The organism is Marinovum sedimenti, from assembly GCF_054052205.1.
Genome location: NZ_JBSWBT010000002.1, coordinates 146,914 through 165,724, shown reverse-complemented (window position 1 = coordinate 165,724; position 18,811 = coordinate 146,914). Strand labels below are relative to the sequence as shown.

The window sequence follows — 18,811 nt, the reverse complement described above, 5'->3', positions numbered from 1 at the left end:
GTTATGACTGCACAACCCAAATATCTGATCGGTGACAGCTGGGGCACCGCCTCGGATCTGCCGCCGATGAACGTGGTGAACCCCGCCACCGAAGAAACCCTTTACGAGGTGCCCTGCTGTAGCCCCGACCACGTGGCGCAGGCGCTGATCCATGCCGAGGCCGGTTTCGCCGAATGGTCGGCGCTGCCCGGCTGGAAGCGCGCGCAATACCTGCGCCGCATTGCCGAAGAGATCGTCAAACGCCGCGAAGATTTTGGCCGCGCCATTGCCACTGAAATGGGCCGGGTCCATGCGATGGCGGTGGGCGAGGCCGACTCTGCCGCCGAGCAATTCGTCTGGATGGCGGGCGAGGCCGAGCGGCTGTTTGGCCAAACCATCACCTCGCGTTTTGGCGGACATCTCAGCATCACGCCCGAGCCGGTCGGCATCGTCGCGGCTTTCAGCCCTTGGAACTTTCCGCTTGGTCTGCCTGCCCGCAAACTGGCTCCGGCGCTGGCGGCAGGCTGCGTGGTGATCCTGCGCCCCTCTGAACAGACGCCGCTGGTGGGCACGATCCTTGGCGAATGCTGTCAGGCGGCGGGGCTGCCGGTGGGCGTGGTGCAGATCCTGCAAGGCCACCCCGAGGGTGTGTCGCCCGCGCTGATGGAGTCGGACGCGGTGCGCAAAATCTCCTTTACCGGCTCGACCCGCGTTGGGCGGCTGTTGATGGCGCAATCGGCGCAAACGGTGAAACGGGTGTCGATGGAGCTTGGCGGTCACGCGCCGCTGATCATCTGCCCCGACGCCGATGTGCCCGCAGCGGCCAAGCTGGCGGCGAAGTTCAAGTTTATGAACACCGGCCAGATTTGCGGCTCGCCCAGCCGGTTTTTCCTGCATGAAGACGTGGCGAACGAATTCACCGATGTCTTTATGACTGAGGCGGAAAATGTGCGCATGGGCGACCCGATGTCCCCCGAGACGACCATGGGCCCGATGGCCAGCCCGGCGCAGCTGGATAAGCTGGAGCGGTTGGTTGCGGACGCGGTTGAGCGTGGCGCAACGCTGCGGCTTGGCGGCGGGCGGGCGCGCGAACAGAACAAGGGGTTTTTCTTTGCGCCCACGGTGCTTGAGAACGTGACGGATGACGCCGAGATCATGTCGGAAGAGCCGTTCGGCCCGGTCGCCTCGCTGACCACCTATTCCGACCTTGGCGATGCCATTGCGCGGGCCAACAGCACGCAATATGGCCTTGCGGCTTATGCCTTTACCCGCTCGGAAGTTGTGGCGCGGCGGTTGTCGCGCGACTTGCAATCGGGGATGGTGGGGATCAACAACTTCCTGTTGTCGCACTATGAAGCGCCGTTCAGCGGCGTGAAACATTCGGGCGTTGGCATTGAAGGCGGACAGATGGCGATCAACGAATACCTGACCTTCAAGACCACCCATGCCGAATTCGAAGTGCAAGCGGTCTGACAGCAAAGCAACGCGCACCGGCCTCGTGCCGGTGCCGCAGGGGTGATGGGATACCGCAGAGATGCGGTATCCCTGTTTCGTTTAGCCCTTGCGCGGCAGCCAGACCGCCATGGTGTTGTCGTCGCGGTTGTTCCACGCGAAGTAGGGGATCAGCGTCGCGGGCACCGTGCCGTGATCGGCCGCAGTGACCGGAGCGTAAAGCGCCTGCGTCGACCAGGCCGCGCGCCGGGGCATCGTGGTGCGCAACAGGGTCAGACCGGTGAACAGTCCCGCACCGTCGACCGGCGCGAACTGCGCATCGGCGGGCAGGGCGACATCATTGATCGTTACGCCGTCAGGCAGGTCAGCCCCCTCAAGACAATAGACCACCGGACCGGCCATCACCGCCACCTGATTGCGGATCTCCTCAACCTCTGGCCGGGCGGCCAGAACGCGGGGGCGGATGTCCAGTGTCAGCTCGATCTCGTCGCCAGCCGACCAAGTCCGGGTAAGCGCGAGGTAGCGCGGACCGCTGCCTGTCACCTCGACCGCCTCGCCGTTGACACGCACTGTGGCTTCTTCGCTCCAACCGGGGATGCGCAGATGCAGGGTGGTCTCGCTGTCGGGGGCATCCCCGACGTGAATGCGCACATCGCCCGACCACGGGAAATCCAACTCTTGCCGCAGGGCGATGCGCCCACCTGCTAGGTCGGTGTCGAGCGTGTTGGTGCCAAACAAATGCACCCAAACCGCAGCTTCCGCCGTTGAATAGGCCCAGCGGTGCAGCCCGGCGATGGTCCGTGTCACCTGTGGCGGGCAGCAGTAACAGGTCCACCGGGTCCAGCGGCGCGGCGAGTCATTGTTGCCGATGAAATGCGCCGCGCCGTTAAACCGCAGCGGGTTGGAATAGGTGAAATGCGTGCCCGACAGCGACAGGCCCGACAGACCGGTGTTGTACATCACCTGTTCGATCACGTCGGCATAACGCGCGTCGCCGGTCAGTTGCAGCATTCGCCAGCTCCACATCGCGTTGGCGATATTGGCGCAGGTCTCGTTATAGGCGGTGTCCGAGGGCAGCTGATAAGGCCGGCCATAGGCCTCGGCGATTTGCTCATACCGGGGGTGGCTGCGTTCCGATGTGCCCTTGTGCAGTGCGCCGATGCCGCCGGTGATGTACATCTTGCGATAGGTCGAATCCTCCCAGATCCGGGTGATCGCGTCCATCAGCGGCTGTTCGTCGGTCTCCATCACAAGGTCGGCGGCCCCGGCCCAAAGATACGGCCCGGTCACGCAATGCCCGACCGCTTCGGTCTCTTCAAGCAGCGGCACGCGCGCCTGGCTTTGATCGCCGTTGTTGCCGTTCAGGCCAGGGTGCGCGCCGCGATTTTCGACAAAGATCCGCGCCAGCGCGAGGTACTTTTCGACACCGGTTTCGCGGTACAATTCGACCAGTCCCATGATCTGCGAGGGGTTAAAGCCAAAGCGCGCCAGATCGGGATCGCGGCTGATAAAGGTGTCATACAGATTGTCGGCGGCACGAATTGCGATGTCCATAAACCGCATGCTGCCGGTCACTTGATGGTGCAGGCAGGCCGTGGTGAACAGGTGGCCCAAATTGTACATCTCGTGGTGTTCGATGTCGGTCCAACGGCCCAGATCGGTCAGGGTGATCTGGGTGTTGAGATAGCCATCGGGCTCTTGCGCGGCGGCGATGATATCGATCCGGTCGTCCATCCGTTTGGTCAGATCGGCGTCGGGCGCAATGTCCGTCAGCAGCAGGATCGATTCCAGCGCCTTATAGCAGTCGCCATCGCTCCAGTAGCGGCCATAAAACGGGCCTTCGCCGCGCGGCACCGCGCGGAAGTTGCCGAAGTAGGCGGCGTTCTTGGGGTCTTCCATCGCGTCGAGAACGCTGTGAATCAACTCACTGCGAACCAGCTCAAGCTTGTCCGCCCAGAAGCCACCCGTCCAACGGGTTGCCCGATCAGCAGGGCGCTGCAACAGCGCTTTTGGGCTGATCCGGGTTACAGGATTTCCATCCATTTATCTGTTCTCCCTCAGTTTTTCGTCATTCAGGTCGTTGGATTTGCGCACGCCCGCACAGGCCTGCTCTGGCCAGACCACGGCGTTCGGCGCTGATTTTCTTGTGCTTCGAACCGACTTGACGGATGATGCACAAACATATTATGTTTCGTTTTGTCGACAAAAAGCAATACCAGCGACAAACTTTACGAATTGGAGGAGGACACGATGAATAATCTGAGACAGACGGTGGCCGGCATCTGCCTGAGCCTGCCGCTTGCGGTCAGCGCCCTGACCCTACATGCGACCCCGGCCAGCGCCGAAGGTGAAGTGCAACTGTTCCACCGCTCTGCAGCCGAAGCGATGCGCACGCCGCGCATGGCGATGTGGAATTACTGCAGTGAAAAGCTCGATATTGAAATCGTCGAAAACTTCTCGCCGCCCAAGCAATATGAGGTCCAGCTTCCGGTTCAGCTGTCCAGTTCGACCCCGCCAGACATCTATGCCTATTGGGCCGGGGGCCGGTCGCAATTTCAGGCCGCCACGGGCAAGATCATGGCGCTGAACGAGATGTGGGAGGACATCAAAGGCAATTACCCCGCCGGTGTTCAGGCCACCAGCACCGAGCCCGATGGCAACGTCTACACCATCCCGACCACGTTCCAGCCGAATGTGTTTTGGTACAACAAACGGGTCTTTGCCGAGCATGGCCTTGAGCCGCCGAAAGACTGGGACGCGTTCCTTGATGTTGCGGCCAAGTTGAAAGAGGCCGGTGTCACGCCCTTCCTTTTGGGGTCGAAATCGGGCTGGGAGCCGCTGTTGTGGTTCGATTACATGGTCCTTCGCGTTGCTGGATCAGAGTTCCGCAATGGTCTTATGGCCGGCACCGAAAGCTATCTTGATCCGCGTGTGATCGAGGCGATGGAGCTTTGGAGTGGCCTGCTCGAAGCGGGATATTTCAACGACCGCACCTCCAGCCTTGGCTGGCAGGAAATGGCGACGCGTTTCGCGTCTGGCGAGGGAGCGATGGAGCTGATGGGCACATGGACCGTTGGCAACTTTATCAAGGCCGGGCTTGAGCCGGGCACAGATTTTGATGTCTTCGACTTCCCGATGATCAAAGACGGCATCGAATTGGCCGTTGAAGGCGCCGTTGAAGGCTGGGCCGCGAGCGGAGCGGGCGAAAACACCGACAACGCGGTTGCCATGCTGAAATGTGTGGCCGAACGCGCACCGCAGGAATTGTTCGCGGCGCAGGCCCAGCGGATGGCGGCCAACAAGGATGTGCCAATCGAAATCTATGAACCCGCGTCGTTCCAACCCACGATCGCACGGTTCCAGAAGATGCTCGGCGCACCGTTCCACCAGAACCTCGAACTTGCCACGCACCCCGGTGTGACCGAAGTGGCCAAGCGCGAACTGCCCCGCTTCCTCGCCTATCCGGACCAGTACATGAAGGTGCTGGAAATGCTGGAAGATCGCCGCAACGACGTCTTCGGCGAAAGCTGAGGCATCGCGGCCGGGCGTCCTCCCTCGCCCGGTCGCACCCATAAGGAGGACACCGCCATGAACGCCCGGCTTACGCCTTGGCTATTCCTGATGCCCGCGATTTTGATCTATGGCATCTTCGGCGCCTATCCGATTTTCCAGACCTTCGCCATCAGCCTGACCGATCAGGTTGGCGTGGCGGCTCCGGGGAAATTCGTGGGCCTGAACAATTACATCACGCTGATCCAGGACGATTATTTCCTGAATTCGCTGAAAAACACCGGCATCTGGGTGATTGCCTTTCTGATCGTGCCCAATTCGCTGGCCATCACCATCGCGCTGTTGGTCAAACAGACCTTTTGGGGCGCGAGCCTGATTAAGACGGTGTTTTTCCTACCGCTGGCGCTGTCGTTTGCCATCGTCGGCGTGGTCTGGGGCTGGATCTATGAACCCGATGTCGGGCTGCTGGATCAATTGCTGATCGGGCTCGGGCTTGAGGGGCTGATCGTCGAATGGCTTGGCCCAGAGGCGGCGACCTATTCGGTGATCGCGGCGGCGGCGTGGCGCCAGACGGCCTTCGCCACCGTGGTGTTTCTCGCCGGTCTTTCCTCCATCCCGACCGAGCTGATCGAGGCCGCCAAAGTCGACGGTGGCACTCGGCGGCAGATCTTCTTTCGCATCACCTTGCCGCTGTTGAAACCGGCCAGCACCATCGCGGTGTCTTCGGCGCTGATCCATGCGCTTTTGGCGACCGAGATCGTGTTGACCATGACCGAGGGCGGCCCGTTCGGCTCCTCCGAAGTGGTGGGCTACCGGATGTATATGGAGACCTTCTGGAACTACAAATTCGGCTACGGCGCTGCGATTGGTGTGATTGTCACGCTGATGACGGCAACCATGGTGGTGCCCTATGTGCGCCGCATGGCCAAGGCCCAAGAACGTGATTGGAGCTGAGGCGATGAGTGATATGACCACAGAAATCTCTGCGCCGCAGCGTGACATGATTGACCGCGGCACCCTGCGCGAACGTCTGGAAGAGCCGTTTATGCGCGGCGGCCAGATTGCGCTGCTTATCCTGCTGGCGCTGGTGTTCTTTTTGCCGGTGCTGGGGACGCTGCTGACCGCAGTGCGCACCATCCCCGACATCACCCAGAACGGCGCTTGGGCGCTGCCGTCAAGCTATGAATGGGGCAATCTCAGCCGGGCCTTTGTTGAAATGCTGCCCTATCTCAAGGCGTCGGTGATCATCACACTGCCCTCGGTGGCTGGTACGCTGCTGGTGGCGATGATGGCGGGCTATGCGCTGTCGCGGATGCGGTTTCAGGGACGGATCTGGATGTTTCTGGTGATCGTTTCGCTGAGCTTTGTGCCGATCCACACCCAGCTGATCCCGGTGTTCCGGTTGATGTCCGACCTTGGCCTGCACGATACCTTTATCAGCCAGATCATCGTGCACATCATGCGCCAGATCCCCTTTGCCGTGCTGATCATGACCAACTTCTTCAACACGGTTCCGGGCGAATTGCGCGAAGCCGGTCGCATTGATGGGGCCAGCGAATGGACGATCTTTCGGCGGATCTATGTGCCGGTGGCGCGGCCTGCGCTTTCGGCGCTGATCGTGCTGGAATTCACCTGGATCTGGAACGATCTGCTCTGGGGCCTCGTGCTGACGCAGGGTGCTGGCAAAAAGCCCGTCACCGTCGGCATCCTGTCCTTTGAGGGCGAATACGAGATTGCCTGGAACATGGTGGCGAGCGGCGCGGTGGTGGCCGCGATCCCAACGCTGGCCGTCTTCCTCGCCTTCCAGAAACACTTCATCCGCGGGATGACAATGGGGTCGGTCAAGGGCTGAAGCCCGCCCGACATCCCCGAAAATTCCCGACAAGGAGACAACACATGGCACATGTAACCATCAATCAGGTGATCAAGAATTACGGCGCGGTGCGCGCGATCAAGGGCATCGACGTTGGCATCGATGACGGCGAGTTTGTCGCCCTCGTTGGCCCCTCGGGCTGTGGCAAAACCACGCTTTTGCGGATGATTGCCGGGCTTGAGGACATCACCGGCGGCACCATCGAAATCGGCGGCAAGGTGGTGAATAACCTGCAACCCAAGGCGCGCGACATCGCAATGGTGTTTCAGAACTACGCGCTTTATCCGCATATGAAAGTGGCCGACAACATGTCGTTCTCGATGCAGTTGGCCGGGGCATCAAAAACCGAGATCAAGGCCAAGGTCGAGGACGCCGCGCGCATTCTCAACCTTGAGCCCTACCTCGACCGCTACCCCCGCGAATTGTCGGGCGGCCAGCGCCAGCGGGTTGCGATGGGCCGTGCAATTGTGCGCAATCCCAAGGTGTTCCTGTTCGACGAGCCGCTGTCAAACCTGGATGCCAAGCTGCGGGTGTCGATGCGCGCCGAGATCAAATCGCTGCACCAGCGGCTGGGCACCACGGCGGTTTACGTCACCCACGACCAGATCGAAGCCATGACGATGGCCGACAAGATTGTGGTGATGAGCGAGGGCCGGATTGAGCAGGTCGGCACGCCGCTTGACCTGTATGATGAACCCGCCAACCTGTTTGTCGCGGCGTTCATCGGCTCGCCGTCGATGAACCTGCTTGAGGCGGAAATCTGTGCTGGCGGCGTGCAGATCGCCGACGGCACGGTGCTGGCCCTCTCGGGCACCGAGCGTTTCGAGACTGGTCGCCCGGTGATCGCCGGCATCCGTCCTGACACGTTTGAGCTGGCCGAAAAGGGCCTTGCGGTGCAGGTAAATGTCACCGAGCCGACCGGTGCGGAAACGCAAGTGGTCGGCCAGATCGGCGACAAACCGGTGACCTGCCTGATGCGCGAGCGGATCAGCGGGCGTTATGGCGATGTGCTGCATGTGCTGCCGCAAGGCCCGGTGCATCTGTTCGACCCCGAGACAAGCCTGCGCCTTGGCACCGCCCACGCGGCCCTCGTTAATTGACCTACGCGCGACATACTCCACCAGGGGCGGTTTCGGCCGCCCCTGCCTCGCGCTCCATGCTGGCGGGCATGGGGCTGGTGGCGCTTGCGGGCGTCATTCTGGCCACGCAGGACGCCGCGATCAAAGAGATGACCGCGCGCCATTCACCGATCCAGATCGCCTTTGTCCGCTACGGCTGGCATGCGCTGTTTGTTGCGGTCTTTCTTTGGGCGGCAGGCAAACGGCAGGTCTATCGCACCCGGCGCTTGCCGCTGCATATTGCCCGCGCCGGGCTGTTGTTGATCGCGTCGCTGTCGATGTTTCTGGCCATCGCCCAAATTCCGCTGTCGCAGGCGACGGTGATCCAGTTTCTCAGCCCGCTGGTGGTAACGCTGCTTTCGGTGCTGTTTCTGGGCGAGCGCATCGGCTGGCGCCGCATCACCGCGCTGTGCCTCGGGTTCACCGGCGTGTTGGTGGTGATCGGGCCGCGCCTCGCGGGCACTGCGCCGTCGCTGGTCTGGTTGCTGCCGTTGCTCTCGGCCTTTGGCTCGGCGGGCTATGTGCTGATGACGCGCCGCCTGTCGGCCGCGGAGGAGGCGGCCCCGGCGATGGCGTTGATGCCGGTGCTCTGCTTTGTGGCGCTCCTACCGGCGCAATGGGTTTTCTGGAGCCCGGTTTCGCCACTCGACATGGTCTTCCTCGCCGGGCTCGGCCTGACCGGAACACTGGCCCATGTGGCGATCCAGATAGGAATGCAGGCGGCCCCCGCCTCAATTCTGTCGCCCTTTCTCTACAGCCAGGTGATCTTTGCCGGGCTCTGGGGTGTCGTGTTTTTCGACGACCCGATGAGCGCCGCTTTCTTCCTTGGCACCGCCCTGATTGTCGGCGCGGGCCTCGCGATCTGGTGGATCGAACGTCCGCGCCCAACCCCTTGACACTCTTATCCGAAAGTATCCGCATGACTGCCAAGAACATCGTCCTATTCATCACCGACCAATGGCGTTGGGACACGCTCAACGAGCCGGGTCATCCCTGCAAACTGCCCAACCTTCAGGCGTTTCGCGCCGAGTCCACCAACCACGTCAACGCCTTTACCTCGGTGCCGCTTTGCACCCCGGCGCGAGGCTCGCTGTTCACCGGGAAGTGGCCGCATCAGACCGGCACGATGGACAATGTGCAGGGGTCGTCGTTCTATCCGCACGGCAAGCTGCACCCGAGCCACAAGACCTATATGGAGCGGTTGCAGGACGCCGGTTACGCGGTGTCGTTCATCGGCAAATGGCACCTTGGCGCGGGCACCCTGACCGAACGCGGCATTGATGCCCCGCTCAGCGATGGCGGGGCCGAGGCGCTGATCCCGGCGGATGATCTTGCGTTCGCCACCCCGCGCAAAACGCCGTTTTATGGCACCATCACTCATGGCACGCATATGGATGAAAAGCGGGTGCGGGCGGGGATCGAAAAGCTGGAGGCGCTCTCGACTGGGGACAAGCCATTCTGCCTGATCGTCTCACTTCCGGGGCCGCATTTCCCGCATCACGTTCCGGCGGATTGGGTGGCGATGTATGACGATCTGCCCGCCGATTACATGCCCGATAATTTCATCCCTCAGTTCACTGAGACCGGCAAACCACAGGCGCAGGGCGCGCATTACTGGCCTTGTCAGGACACCCGCGGGCTGGACCAACAGGACTGGCGGCGCACCGCGCAGCACTACTTTGGCTTTTGCTCGTTCATCGACGATCTCTTTGGCCAGTTCCGCCGCAAGATGACGGATCTGGGGTTGGATGACACCACCAGCCTCGCCTTCACCGCCGATCACGGCGAGATGTTGGGCGCGCATGGCTGGTTCGACAAGGGGCCGTTCTTTTACGAAGAGGTGATGCGTATCCCGATGATGGTCCGTTCGGCGGGGCAGGGCGCGGCGGCGGTCAATGAGGGGTTTGTCTCATTCCGCGATGTCTTTCCGACGCTGGTTTCAGGCAGCGACGCGGCGGGTGTTCTTTCGTCCGACGAGGCCGCGCGCAGCTTTGACATCACCGATCACGACCACGCGGTTTATGGCTATGACGCCTATCAGGGGCGGCAGTTCAAGTTCCGTGGCATCCGCGAGGCGCGCTATAAATACGCCTGGAGCCCGCATGACATCGAAGAGCTTTACGACCTCGACACCGACCCGCAGGAGCGGGTTAACCGGGCCGATGATCCCGGCTTGGCGGCCGAAAAACAGCGGCTCAAGGTGCGGCTGTTTGACTGGATGCAGGCCGAAAACGATGCGCTCGCCTATGGCGGCCATCACCTGCCGGTCGGCAGCTATATCGACGGTCGCCCCGCGCACGAACAGCACGATCACCAGCAACATCTCAATCTGGCGTTAAAGCAATGAAAATCACCGAAATCAAAACCTATATGCAGCGCGTCGATGACCGCCCTCGGGTGCTTGTCGCCGTCAAAACCGACGCCGGGATCACCGGCTGGGGCGAAACCTATGCCCACGGGCCAGAGCGCGCCGTCGCCCCGATCCTCGATTATTTCGCCACGCATCTTTTGGGCGAAGACCCGCGCCGGGTGACCTATTTGCATGAAAAGCTGATGCATGTGGCGCGCTTCCCGCCCGGCGCGCTGGGGCTGGCGGCATTTTCCGCCGTCGATCACGCGCTTTGGGATATCGCTGCCAAGGCGCTTGGCGTGCCGGTCTACCAGATGCTCGGCGGGCATATGCGCGACCGCGTGCGGGTCTATTGCACCGCCATCGGTGCGCCCGACAATGGCGTTGAAGTGCTCTCGGATCTGCACGCAGAGTTCGGTTTCACCGCCTTCAAGCTCTCCCCCTATCGCAAGCATCCGTTCGAGCATCGCTGGGGCGCGGTGTGTGAGGCCACCGCCGACTATTTCCGCACCCTGCGCGAAGGGTTGCCCTCGCATTTCGAGATCGCTTTTGATGCCCATTCGGTGCTGATGGAGGGGATCGATGCGGTGCGGTTGGCGCGCGCAATTGAGCCCTACGATCCCTACTTCCTCGAAGAACCGCTGCGGCCTGAGCACATGCCGGCCTGGGGGCAGATGAAGGCCAAGATGAACATCCCGCTGGCCACTGGCGAGGCGCTTTATAACCGCCACCAGTTCCTCGCGCTGCTCACTGCGGGCGGAGCGGACATCGTGCAGCCGGACATCGCCGTGGTTGGCGGGCTGACCGAAATGCGACGGATCGCCGAGGTCGCAGATGCGCATTCCGTGCCGGTTGCGCCGCACAATCCGATGGGGCCTTTGGCCACCGCGCACAATGTGCATTTCTCGGCCGCCTGCACCAATTTCAAGATCCTGGAATACAAAGTGCACCGTGATGTGCCGTGGATCGCGGACCCGTATATCCCGGTCGATGGCCATCTTGAGTTACGCCCGGATCGCCCCGGTTGGGGGGTCGAGATCATCGAAGAGGCGTTGCAGACCGACGAATACACCCACTGGTCGCGGCCCCTGATGACCAAGCCAGACGGGGCAACAAGCTATGCGTGAACTGGGCGGCGCGGCCTTATGGTGCCGGGTCGCCGCGCATCGCCTTGACCGCCTTCACCGTCGTCAGTTCGATGTGGCGGGCCGTCAGCGCACAGGTCGCTTCGATATCGCGCGCGATGGCCGCCTGATAGATCGCGGCATGTTCCGCCGGCGTGTCGCGCCCGCTTGGGCCAAGACTGCGCGACAGGTGGCGATACCGCTCGTGATGGGCGTAGATCTGGCCGCGCAGGTCAAGCAGCCAGTCCGACAGGCATGCCGACACCAGCGCATCGTGGAACGCCTTGTTGCGCGTCTCGATCTCTTGCGGGCTGGTGTTGCGATCCTCGGCCAGCCGCAGGCTGTGGTAGGCGGCGACAAGCTGCGCCTCCCAGGCGTCGTCGCCCCGGCTCAGACTGGCGCGCAGCGCGTCGCTTTCATGCAGGATACGCACCCGGCCGAGATCTTCGACCTCTTCGGCGGTGGCGCTGCGAACAAAGAAGCCGCGGTTCGACCGTTGCACCACGGCCCGTTCGCCAATCAGCCGCGACAACGCCTCGCGCAGGGGGGCGGCGCCAAAGCCAAACTGGCTGCGCAACTCGGCAATCTTAAGCTTGCGGTCCGGCGGCAGCTCCCCGGTGACGATGGCCTGGCGCAAGGTGGCATAGGCACTTTCGGCGTCGGTGACAAATGCGGGTTGTTCCATGGGCTTGGCTGACGCGTCCAGAGTTTCAAAGCTGCTCCTGTGTAGGGGCAGGACGCCCGCAAGCCAAGCCTAAGCCCGCATTTGACTGCGCGCCCGCACGACACACGACAGATTTTCAGACATTCCACAGAAAGGCCCCTCGCCATGCACCATCGCACCAATCCCTTCACCCAAGCGCTGCGCGCGCACCAACGCCAGATCGGCCTTTGGATCACCCTGTGCAGCAATTTCGCCGCCGAGGTGGTGGCTCCGGCGGGCTATGACTGGGCGTTGATCGACATGGAGCACAGCCACAATGACTATGCCAGCGTGCTCGGCCAGCTTCAGGCGTTTGCCGGGTATGACACGGTGCCGATTGTGCGCGTGGAATGGAACGATGCGGTGGCGGTCAAGCGGCTGCTTGATCTTGGTGCGCCGGGGCTGTTGTTTCCGATGATCCAGACGGTGGAAGAGGCGCGCGCCGCCGTGGCCGCCACCCGCTATCCGCCGCATGGGATACGCGGGGTGTCGGGGTCGACGCGGGCGACGAAATTTGGCCGCGTTGCTGATTACACCGCGCGGGTCGAGGACGAAACCGCCGTTCTGTTGCAGATCGAGACCGGCGCTGCCTTGGCGCGGGCCGAAGAGATTGCGGCGGTTGACGGCGTGACGGGGGTGTTTTTTGGCCCGGCGGACATTGCCGCCGACATTGGGATGCTGGGCCAGCCCACCGCCCGCGAGGTCTGGGATCAGATCCGCCCGGTGGCCCGGCGCCTGATCGAGAAGGGCGTTCCGGTTGGCACGCTGGTGTCTGATCCGGCGCTTGCGTCGGCGCTGTTGCACGAGGGCTTTACCTTTGTGGCCTGCGGCACCGACACCGGGCTTTTGGCGCGCGGAAGTGATGCGCTGTTGGCGGATGTTCGGGGGCGTCTGAACGCGGGCTGACCTCTGGGCGTTCCCCGCGCGGGGCAGCTTTGGCCTCGACTCCCGCGTCGGCTTTTGCTAAACATATTATGAATGAACTTAAAGCGCGGAGGCACTATGGTCCTGCACAAGAAAATGTATATCGGCGGCGAATTGGTGGAGGGGCAAGCGCGCCTTGATGTCATCAACCCGGCGACCGAAGACCGGGTGGCCACGGTTGCCGCCGCCGGGCTTGAGGATGTGAACAAGGCGTTAAAGGCTGCGCAGGCCGCCGCGCCGGGCTGGGCCGCGACGCCGGTGGCCGAGCGTCAACGCTGGATGCTGAAACTGCGCGATGCGGTAATCGCCAACCAAGAGATGTTGCGCGACTGCATCCACCAGGAGATGGGCAAACCTTGGGGCGGCACGCAAGAGGATTTCGACCTGCTGGAGCGGTCGCTCAAGTTCTACGCCGAGGAAATCCAGCGCGTGCATGATGAGACCCTGCGCGATCTTGACGGCACCCATGAGCACCGTCTTGTCTATGAGCCGGTGGGCGTTGCGGTGGCTTATCTCGCGTGGAATTTCCCGCTGCTGAACCTCGCTTACAAGATTGCGCCCGCGATGGCCGCGGGCTGTCCGGTGATCATCCGGCCGTCGGCGGCAACGCCGGTTTCGGCTTATGCGGTGGGCGAATTGTGCCATCAGATCGGCCTGCCCGCCGGGGTGGTGAACATCCTGACCACCGACGGCTACGGCCCCTCGGATGCGCTGGCGGCCTCGACGATCCCCAATCTGATCACGCTGATCGGGTCCACCAACACCGGCAAACACCTGATGAAGGTCGGCGCGACCTCGATCAAGAGGTTCTCGATGGAACTGGGCGGCAACGCCCCGGTTCTGGTGTTCAAAGACGCCGATCTCGATCTGGCGGCGGACATCGTCACCACGGTCAAATTCAACAACGCGGGCCAAATCTGCGTCACCCCGAACCGGGTCTTTGTCGAGCGTGCGGTCTATGACGCCTTCCGCGACAAGGTGGTGGCGCGGGCCAAAGCGGTGAACACCGGGTTCGACAAACACGCCGACATTCTGACCGGTCCGATGATTGATGGCCGCGCGTGGAAGCGGGTCAAAGCGCTGATCGACGAGGCGGTCGACAAGGGTGCGGCGCTGCTTGCCGGTGGCGACCGGCCTGCGGGGTTAGCCAAAGGGCATTTCCTTGCGCCGACGGTGCTCGATGGCGTCACGCCCGAGATGCAGATTTACCAAGATGAGATTTTCGGCCCGGTGGTCAGCCTGATCCCGTTTGATGACCGCGAGACGGTGCTGGAGCGGGCCAATGATGGCGAAGAGGGCGGGCTGGCCTCGTATATCTTTACCGCCGATCTGGCGCTGGCTGAACAGGCCGCGAAACGCCTGCGCTACGGTGAGGTGCAGATCAACGGGGTGAAATACGACATTTACCTGCCGCATGGCGGCATAGGGCAAGCGGGCATCGGGCATGACTGTTCGCGCCTCGCCCTCAACGACTATCTCGTCGTCAAACGCATCAGCCGGGGGCTCACATGATGGAGGACTTCATGACACTCGAAGCGATCACCAGCACGTTGAAAATCACCAAGATCATCAGCCATGTGCTGCAATGCGACATGCCCGAGGAACTGGGCTATTCGCAGCAATACTACGCGCAACGCACCGCGCATATCGTCGAGGTCGAGACCGATCAGGGCATCACCGGCTGGGGCGAATGTTTCGGCCCCGGCAATGTCGCGCTGGCCAACAAAGCGATCGTGGAAAAGGTGATCCAGCCGCTGGTGCTGGGCATGGACCCGATGGACCGCGACGTGATCTGGCACAAGGTGTACAATCTGCTGCGCGATCACGGCCAAAAAGGCATGCCGCTGCAATCGCTCTCCGGCGTCGATATTGCGCTGTGGGACATTGCGGGCAAAGTGACCGGCCAGCCGATCCACAAGCTGATTGGCGGCGCGCATCGCACGCATGTGCGCTCATACGGCTACGGCATGATGCTGAAACGCGAGAGCGTCGAGGACCATGTGGCGCGCTTTGTGGATGAGGCGGCGGCGATCAAGGATATGGGCTTTGCCGCCACCAAGATGAAGATCGGTCTGGGCGCGAAGGATGACGTGAAGCTCGCCGAAGCGGTGCGGCGCGGGGTGGGTGATGACTTCGATTTCATGGCTGACGCCAATCACGCCTACAACACGTCGGATGCGTTTTACGTCGGTCGCGCGCTCGACGAGCTTGGGGCCTATTGGTTCGAAGAGCCGATTGCGCCCGAGGATCTTGACGGCTACCGCGAGCTGCGCGCCGGGCTGAAGGTCAACATCTCGGGTGGCGAGGCCGAGTTCAACCGCTGGGGCTGGCGGGCGCTGCTTGAGAGCCGTGGGTTGGACATTGCCCAGCCCGAGGTCTGCGCGCTTGGCGGGATCAGCGAATATCTGCGGGTGCTCGCACTGTGCCACGCGCATTTCACCCCGGTGTTTAACCACGTCTGGGGCTCGGCGATTGCCGTAGCTACCAACCTGCAACTGCTCGCCGCGATGCCGCCGATGCCCGGCGGATTGTTCCCGCGCGAACCTTGGCTGGAGTTCGACACCACCGAAAACCGCTTTCGCGACAATCTGTTGGCCGATCCGCTGGACATTCAAGGGCAGGTCAAACGCAACGACGGGCTGATCGCCATCCCGACCGGTCCGGGGCTGGGCGTCGAACCCGACCGCGACTTTATCAAGGCCTATGAGATCGGGAATTGACGCGCGCGCGTGGCTGCGATTGACGTGCGGCGCGGTCCCCCCTTGGGGCCATCTCTGCGGATCGCGCCGCCTATTTCACTGGCCATGATGCCGCCGCAGGCTGCGGCGGCATTTGGGGTTATCTCAGTGCCAGCCGACGCGCGGGGCCACCGGGATCATATCGTCGGGGCGGGCGCGGATCATGTCGGAATGCTCGGCGCGGATATCGCGATAGGCCGGATCGTCGAACCGGTTGACCATTTCCTCGGGGTCGTCCTGCATGTCGTACAGCTCGCCCGTGTCGGTGCGCAGATCGACCGACATCCGATAGCGCCCGCTTCGCACCGTCATCAGATCCATGTCGACCGCCGACCGCAGGCTGTCCACCTCATACTCCGCCAGCGCAAAATCGCGGCTGTCAGAGCCATCCCAAAGCCCCCGCCAAGAGCGCCCATGCCCCTCTGGCGCGGCAAGCCCGGCCATGTCGGCGGCGGTGGCAAACACGTCAATCGTGCCCACCGGATCGGAGATCACCCGGCCCGCCGGCACCTCTGGACCCTGGATCAGACAGGGCACCCGCAACAGGCCATCATAGAGCATCGGCCCCTTCAACAGCAGCCCGTGATCGCCCAGCCATTCGCCATGATCGCTGATGAAAATCACATAGGTGTTGTCGAGTTCGCCTTTGGCGCGCAGCGCGTCGAGAATGCGGCCAACCTGTTGATCGACCGACGAGATCATGCCGAAATAGATCCGGGTGATGTCGCGCAGCGCCGCCTCGGTCAGCTCGCCTTTCTGCCCCCAGTCGATGCCACCGGCGTTGTGCTCCGACCCCTGTTTGATCGGCTTGGCCCGGTCCTCGACAAAGGCCTTGTGCCACCACGGGCGGGCGTCGAGATCAAGCGTGGGGTTCGGCGCAATCGTCACCTCATCGGGGCCATACATGTCGCACCAAGGCTGCGGCGAGAGGAACGGCGGGTGCGGATCGGGGAAGGAGACCCAGGCCATCAAAGGCGCGGTGCCCTTGGCCTCGATCATCTCAACCGCGCGGTCGCCGATCCAAGGGGAGGAGTGCCACTCTGCGTCAAGCCCCGAACGCCACGCCTGAAAATGCGCGGTGTCGGGGGCAAGCCGGTCCTTGGCTTTGTCCCAGCGCGCGCCGCCTTGGCTGTCCTGATCAAGCCAGTATTCATAGTGCAGCGCCTCGGGCGGGGCGTACCACTGCGTGTGATGGTGCGGGCGCAGCATCATCTGCACGGTGTCAAAACCCATATAGGCCCCCGACCAATCCGGCGCGAAATCCTTGGCGCTTTTGTAACATTCGGGGCTGCCTGTCGGCTCGAACGTTTGCTGGCTCGACAGATGCGCCTTGCCGATAAAGTGGGTGTCATAGCCCGCGCGGCTGAAAGTGCCGCCCAACCCGGTGTCGGCCAGCGCCTCGTCAAGATCGCGGCCATTGTCGCGCACGCCGTGGCTATAGGGGAGCTTGCCGGTGAGGATCGAGGCGCGCGCCGGTTGGCACATCGGATGCGGGCTGATGCATTTGGAGAACCGCACGCCATTGGCCCCGATGCTGTCGATGTGCGGGGTGCGCACGCCGCGCCCTTCGGGGCCGATGCTATCGCCGCGCTGCTGATCGGTCGAAATCAGAATGATATTGGGTTTCTGGCGCATTCGGAGCCCCTTTTCATGATTGGAATCGCAGATGTCGATGATCCAGAAACTATGGCGGGCAGAAGAAGGATGTACAATAAGAAAAGAATAATGTACGATTTTGAGAGGAAGAGAGGAGCATTCCAAAATGATTCGTAGCCTGTCCGCTGTAACAGCCACTGCACTTTTGCTGGCGTCGACTGCCGCCGCCCAGACCGTTCTTGACGTCGTCGCCTGGAAGGGCAACGAGGCCGAGCCTGCCGGTCTGCCCGAGCTGATCGAGGCGTTCGAAGCCGAGAACCCCGACATCAAGATTGACCTGACGTTCGTCGCCCGCAAGGACGTCGACAAAGTGATCCCGCCGCGCCTTCAGGGCGGCAACCCGCCGGATGTGACCATGGTCGACAGCGCGCTGGTCGATCTCTGGGGTGGGGCAGGGTTTCTGACCGATCTCGGCACCGACAGCCCGTGGTACGACCGGATGATCCCGGCGGTCCGCGATGTGATGACCTCGGACGGCGAGATCCTGGTCTTCCCGCTGGAAGTCATCGGCATGGGCAACTTCGTCAATATGGACCTGCTCGCCAAGGTCGGCATTTCTGAGGCTCCGGTCACGCTCGACGCGCTGAAAGCCGCCTGTCAGGCGCTGGCGGGCGAGGGGATTGCACCGATGATCTTTGCCGGCGGTTTCCCGGCGATGCTCTATGTCGGGGCCAACGGCATTGAGCCGGGCGGCATCTCGCCCGCCGAATACGGAACGGGCGAGCGCAGCTTTGTCGACGACGAGAATTTCAACGCCGCGCTCGACAGTGTGCGCGATCTGGTGGCGGCAGAGTGCTTTGATCCCAAGTTGCAGGCCGGTCTTGACCCCTGGGCCACTGCGCCGCAGGAATTCCGCTCGGGCAATGTCGCGATCCTGCCGCAAGGTGCTTGGAACATTGGAAATTTCTCCTCGGTTGAGGGGCTGAACTTTCAGTTTGCGCCGATGCCGTCGCGCTATACCGAGGACGGCCTTGCGCTTGATCTTGTCGGTCCCGGCTGGGCAATTCCGCGCGATGCGGAACATGCAGAGGCGGCGCGCAAATGGGTGGATTTCTTTGCTGAGGAGGAAAACCTCAACGTTTTTCTCACCGCCGAGGGCGCCTATAGCCCTTACAGCGGTGGCGTCTCGACCATGCCCGACCTTGCCGCGCCTTATACTGAGGCGCGCGATGCAGGCAGCCTGATCCTGTGGCCGTTTTCAACGCTGGACTTCCCCAAGCCGCTGCAATCGGAATGGGAAGACAGCATCACCGGTTTCCTGCTCAACATCGACAAGCCCAACGAAGACACGTTGCAGCGTTGGGATGATACTGTGGAAGACAACCTCTAAGACCGCACGGCCCGGCGTTTCGGCACCGGGCCATGCCATGCACGTATAACGGCG

The 18,811-nt window shown here is 62.4% G+C and carries 15 protein-coding genes; 12 read left to right on the top strand and 3 right to left on the bottom strand.

Annotated elements, in window-relative coordinates:
* Positions 1-3 precede the first annotated feature (3 nt).
* Entirely contained in the window at positions 4-1,452 is a 1,449-nt protein-coding gene (locus ACW9UO_RS18140; protein WP_457088730.1) for an NAD-dependent succinate-semialdehyde dehydrogenase, read from the top strand.
* 81 nt (positions 1,453-1,533) lie between these two features.
* On the opposite strand, the gene ACW9UO_RS18135 is transcribed toward ACW9UO_RS18140, so the two are convergent.
* Positions 1,534-3,474, bottom strand: coding sequence for a glycoside hydrolase family 127 protein (locus tag ACW9UO_RS18135; RefSeq protein WP_457088729.1), 1,941 nt, complete (start codon positions 3,472-3,474; stop codon positions 1,534-1,536).
* Positions 3,475-3,681: 207 nt separating this feature from the next.
* Between ACW9UO_RS18135 and ACW9UO_RS18130 the strand changes: the two genes are divergently transcribed.
* The 7 genes from ACW9UO_RS18130 to ACW9UO_RS18100 are packed head-to-tail and all read left to right on the top strand — an operon-like array spanning position 3,682 to position 11,409.
* Positions 3,682-4,962, top strand: coding sequence for an ABC transporter substrate-binding protein (locus ACW9UO_RS18130; RefSeq protein ID WP_457088728.1), 1,281 nt, complete (start codon positions 3,682-3,684; stop codon positions 4,960-4,962).
* 57 nt (positions 4,963-5,019) lie between these two features.
* Entirely contained in the window at positions 5,020-5,895 is an 876-nt protein-coding gene (locus ACW9UO_RS18125) for a carbohydrate ABC transporter permease (RefSeq protein WP_457088727.1), read from the top strand.
* Positions 5,896-5,908: 13 nt separating this feature from the next.
* Positions 5,909-6,793, top strand: a complete 885-nt coding sequence (locus tag ACW9UO_RS18120; RefSeq protein ID WP_457088726.1) for a carbohydrate ABC transporter permease — start codon at positions 5,909-5,911, stop codon at positions 6,791-6,793.
* 44 nt (positions 6,794-6,837) lie between these two features.
* Entirely contained in the window at positions 6,838-7,914 is a 1,077-nt protein-coding gene (locus ACW9UO_RS18115; protein ID WP_457088725.1) for an ABC transporter ATP-binding protein, read from the top strand.
* A gap of 56 nt (positions 7,915-7,970) precedes the next feature.
* Entirely contained in the window at positions 7,971-8,828 is an 858-nt protein-coding gene (locus ACW9UO_RS18110; protein ID WP_457088724.1) for a DMT family transporter, read from the top strand.
* 23 nt (positions 8,829-8,851) lie between these two features.
* Positions 8,852-10,279 (top strand): sulfatase-like hydrolase/transferase, encoded by a 1,428-nt coding sequence (locus ACW9UO_RS18105; RefSeq protein ID WP_457088723.1) that lies wholly within the window; start codon positions 8,852-8,854, stop codon positions 10,277-10,279.
* On the top strand, positions 10,276-11,409 hold the full coding sequence (locus ACW9UO_RS18100; protein WP_457088722.1) for a mandelate racemase/muconate lactonizing enzyme family protein: 1,134 nt from the start codon (positions 10,276-10,278) through the stop codon (positions 11,407-11,409). The genes ACW9UO_RS18105 and ACW9UO_RS18100 overlap by 4 nt, the downstream gene beginning before the upstream one ends.
* Before the next feature lie 16 nt (positions 11,410-11,425).
* Here the strand turns inward: ACW9UO_RS18100 and ACW9UO_RS18095 are convergent, their stop codons facing one another.
* Entirely contained in the window at positions 11,426-12,091 is a 666-nt protein-coding gene (locus ACW9UO_RS18095) for a GntR family transcriptional regulator (RefSeq protein ID WP_457088721.1), read from the bottom strand.
* Between the two features lie 144 nt (positions 12,092-12,235).
* Here ACW9UO_RS18095 and ACW9UO_RS18090 point away from each other — a divergent pair, with 144 nt between their 5' ends.
* From ACW9UO_RS18090 to ACW9UO_RS18080, 3 genes are all read left to right on the top strand, one after another.
* A complete protein-coding gene (locus ACW9UO_RS18090; protein ID WP_457088720.1) occupies positions 12,236-13,015 on the top strand; it encodes an HpcH/HpaI aldolase family protein in 780 nt (259 codons plus the stop codon).
* A 96-nt stretch (positions 13,016-13,111) separates the two neighbouring features.
* On the top strand, positions 13,112-14,545 hold the full coding sequence (locus ACW9UO_RS18085; RefSeq protein WP_457088719.1) for an aldehyde dehydrogenase family protein: 1,434 nt from the start codon (positions 13,112-13,114) through the stop codon (positions 14,543-14,545).
* A 38-nt stretch (positions 14,546-14,583) separates the two neighbouring features.
* Positions 14,584-15,753: a mandelate racemase/muconate lactonizing enzyme family protein gene (locus ACW9UO_RS18080; protein ID WP_457088893.1), complete on the top strand. Its 1,170-nt coding sequence runs from the start codon at positions 14,584-14,586 to the stop codon at positions 15,751-15,753.
* 123 nt (positions 15,754-15,876) lie between these two features.
* Here ACW9UO_RS18080 and ACW9UO_RS18075 read toward each other — a convergent pair whose 3' ends face one another.
* Entirely contained in the window at positions 15,877-17,406 is a 1,530-nt protein-coding gene (locus ACW9UO_RS18075) for a sulfatase family protein (RefSeq protein WP_457088718.1), read from the bottom strand.
* 127 nt (positions 17,407-17,533) lie between these two features.
* On the opposite strand from ACW9UO_RS18075, the gene ACW9UO_RS18070 reads away from it, so the two are divergent.
* Entirely contained in the window at positions 17,534-18,757 is a 1,224-nt protein-coding gene (locus tag ACW9UO_RS18070) for an ABC transporter substrate-binding protein (protein WP_457088717.1), read from the top strand.
* Positions 18,758-18,811: the final 54 nt, after the last annotated feature.

Bases quoted from the DNA above. Each gene is read 5' to 3' on its own strand.
- ACW9UO_RS18115 (WP_457088725.1), top strand. From the start codon at position 6,838: ATGGCACATGTAACCATCAATCAGGTGATCAAGAATTACGGCGCGGTG.
- ACW9UO_RS18125 (WP_457088727.1), top strand. From the start codon at position 5,020: ATGAACGCCCGGCTTACGCCTTGGCTATTCCTGATGCCCGCGATTTTG.
- ACW9UO_RS18085 (WP_457088719.1), top strand. From the start codon at position 13,112: ATGGTCCTGCACAAGAAAATGTATATCGGCGGCGAATTGGTGGAGGGG.
- ACW9UO_RS18100 (WP_457088722.1), top strand. From the start codon at position 10,276: ATGAAAATCACCGAAATCAAAACCTATATGCAGCGCGTCGATGACCGC.
- ACW9UO_RS18090 (WP_457088720.1), top strand. From the start codon at position 12,236: ATGCACCATCGCACCAATCCCTTCACCCAAGCGCTGCGCGCGCACCAA.
- ACW9UO_RS18110 (WP_457088724.1), top strand. From the start codon at position 7,971: ATGCTGGCGGGCATGGGGCTGGTGGCGCTTGCGGGCGTCATTCTGGCC.
- ACW9UO_RS18140 (WP_457088730.1), top strand. From the start codon at position 4: ATGACTGCACAACCCAAATATCTGATCGGTGACAGCTGGGGCACCGCC.
- ACW9UO_RS18135 (WP_457088729.1), bottom strand. From the start codon at position 3,474: ATGGATGGAAATCCTGTAACCCGGATCAGCCCAAAAGCGCTGTTGCAG.
- ACW9UO_RS18120 (WP_457088726.1), top strand. From the start codon at position 5,909: ATGACCACAGAAATCTCTGCGCCGCAGCGTGACATGATTGACCGCGGC.
- ACW9UO_RS18070 (WP_457088717.1), top strand. From the start codon at position 17,534: ATGATTCGTAGCCTGTCCGCTGTAACAGCCACTGCACTTTTGCTGGCG.
- ACW9UO_RS18105 (WP_457088723.1), top strand. From the start codon at position 8,852: ATGACTGCCAAGAACATCGTCCTATTCATCACCGACCAATGGCGTTGG.
- ACW9UO_RS18095 (WP_457088721.1), bottom strand. From the start codon at position 12,091: ATGGAACAACCCGCATTTGTCACCGACGCCGAAAGTGCCTATGCCACC.
- ACW9UO_RS18075 (WP_457088718.1), bottom strand. From the start codon at position 17,406: ATGCGCCAGAAACCCAATATCATTCTGATTTCGACCGATCAGCAGCGC.
- ACW9UO_RS18130 (WP_457088728.1), top strand. From the start codon at position 3,682: ATGAATAATCTGAGACAGACGGTGGCCGGCATCTGCCTGAGCCTGCCG.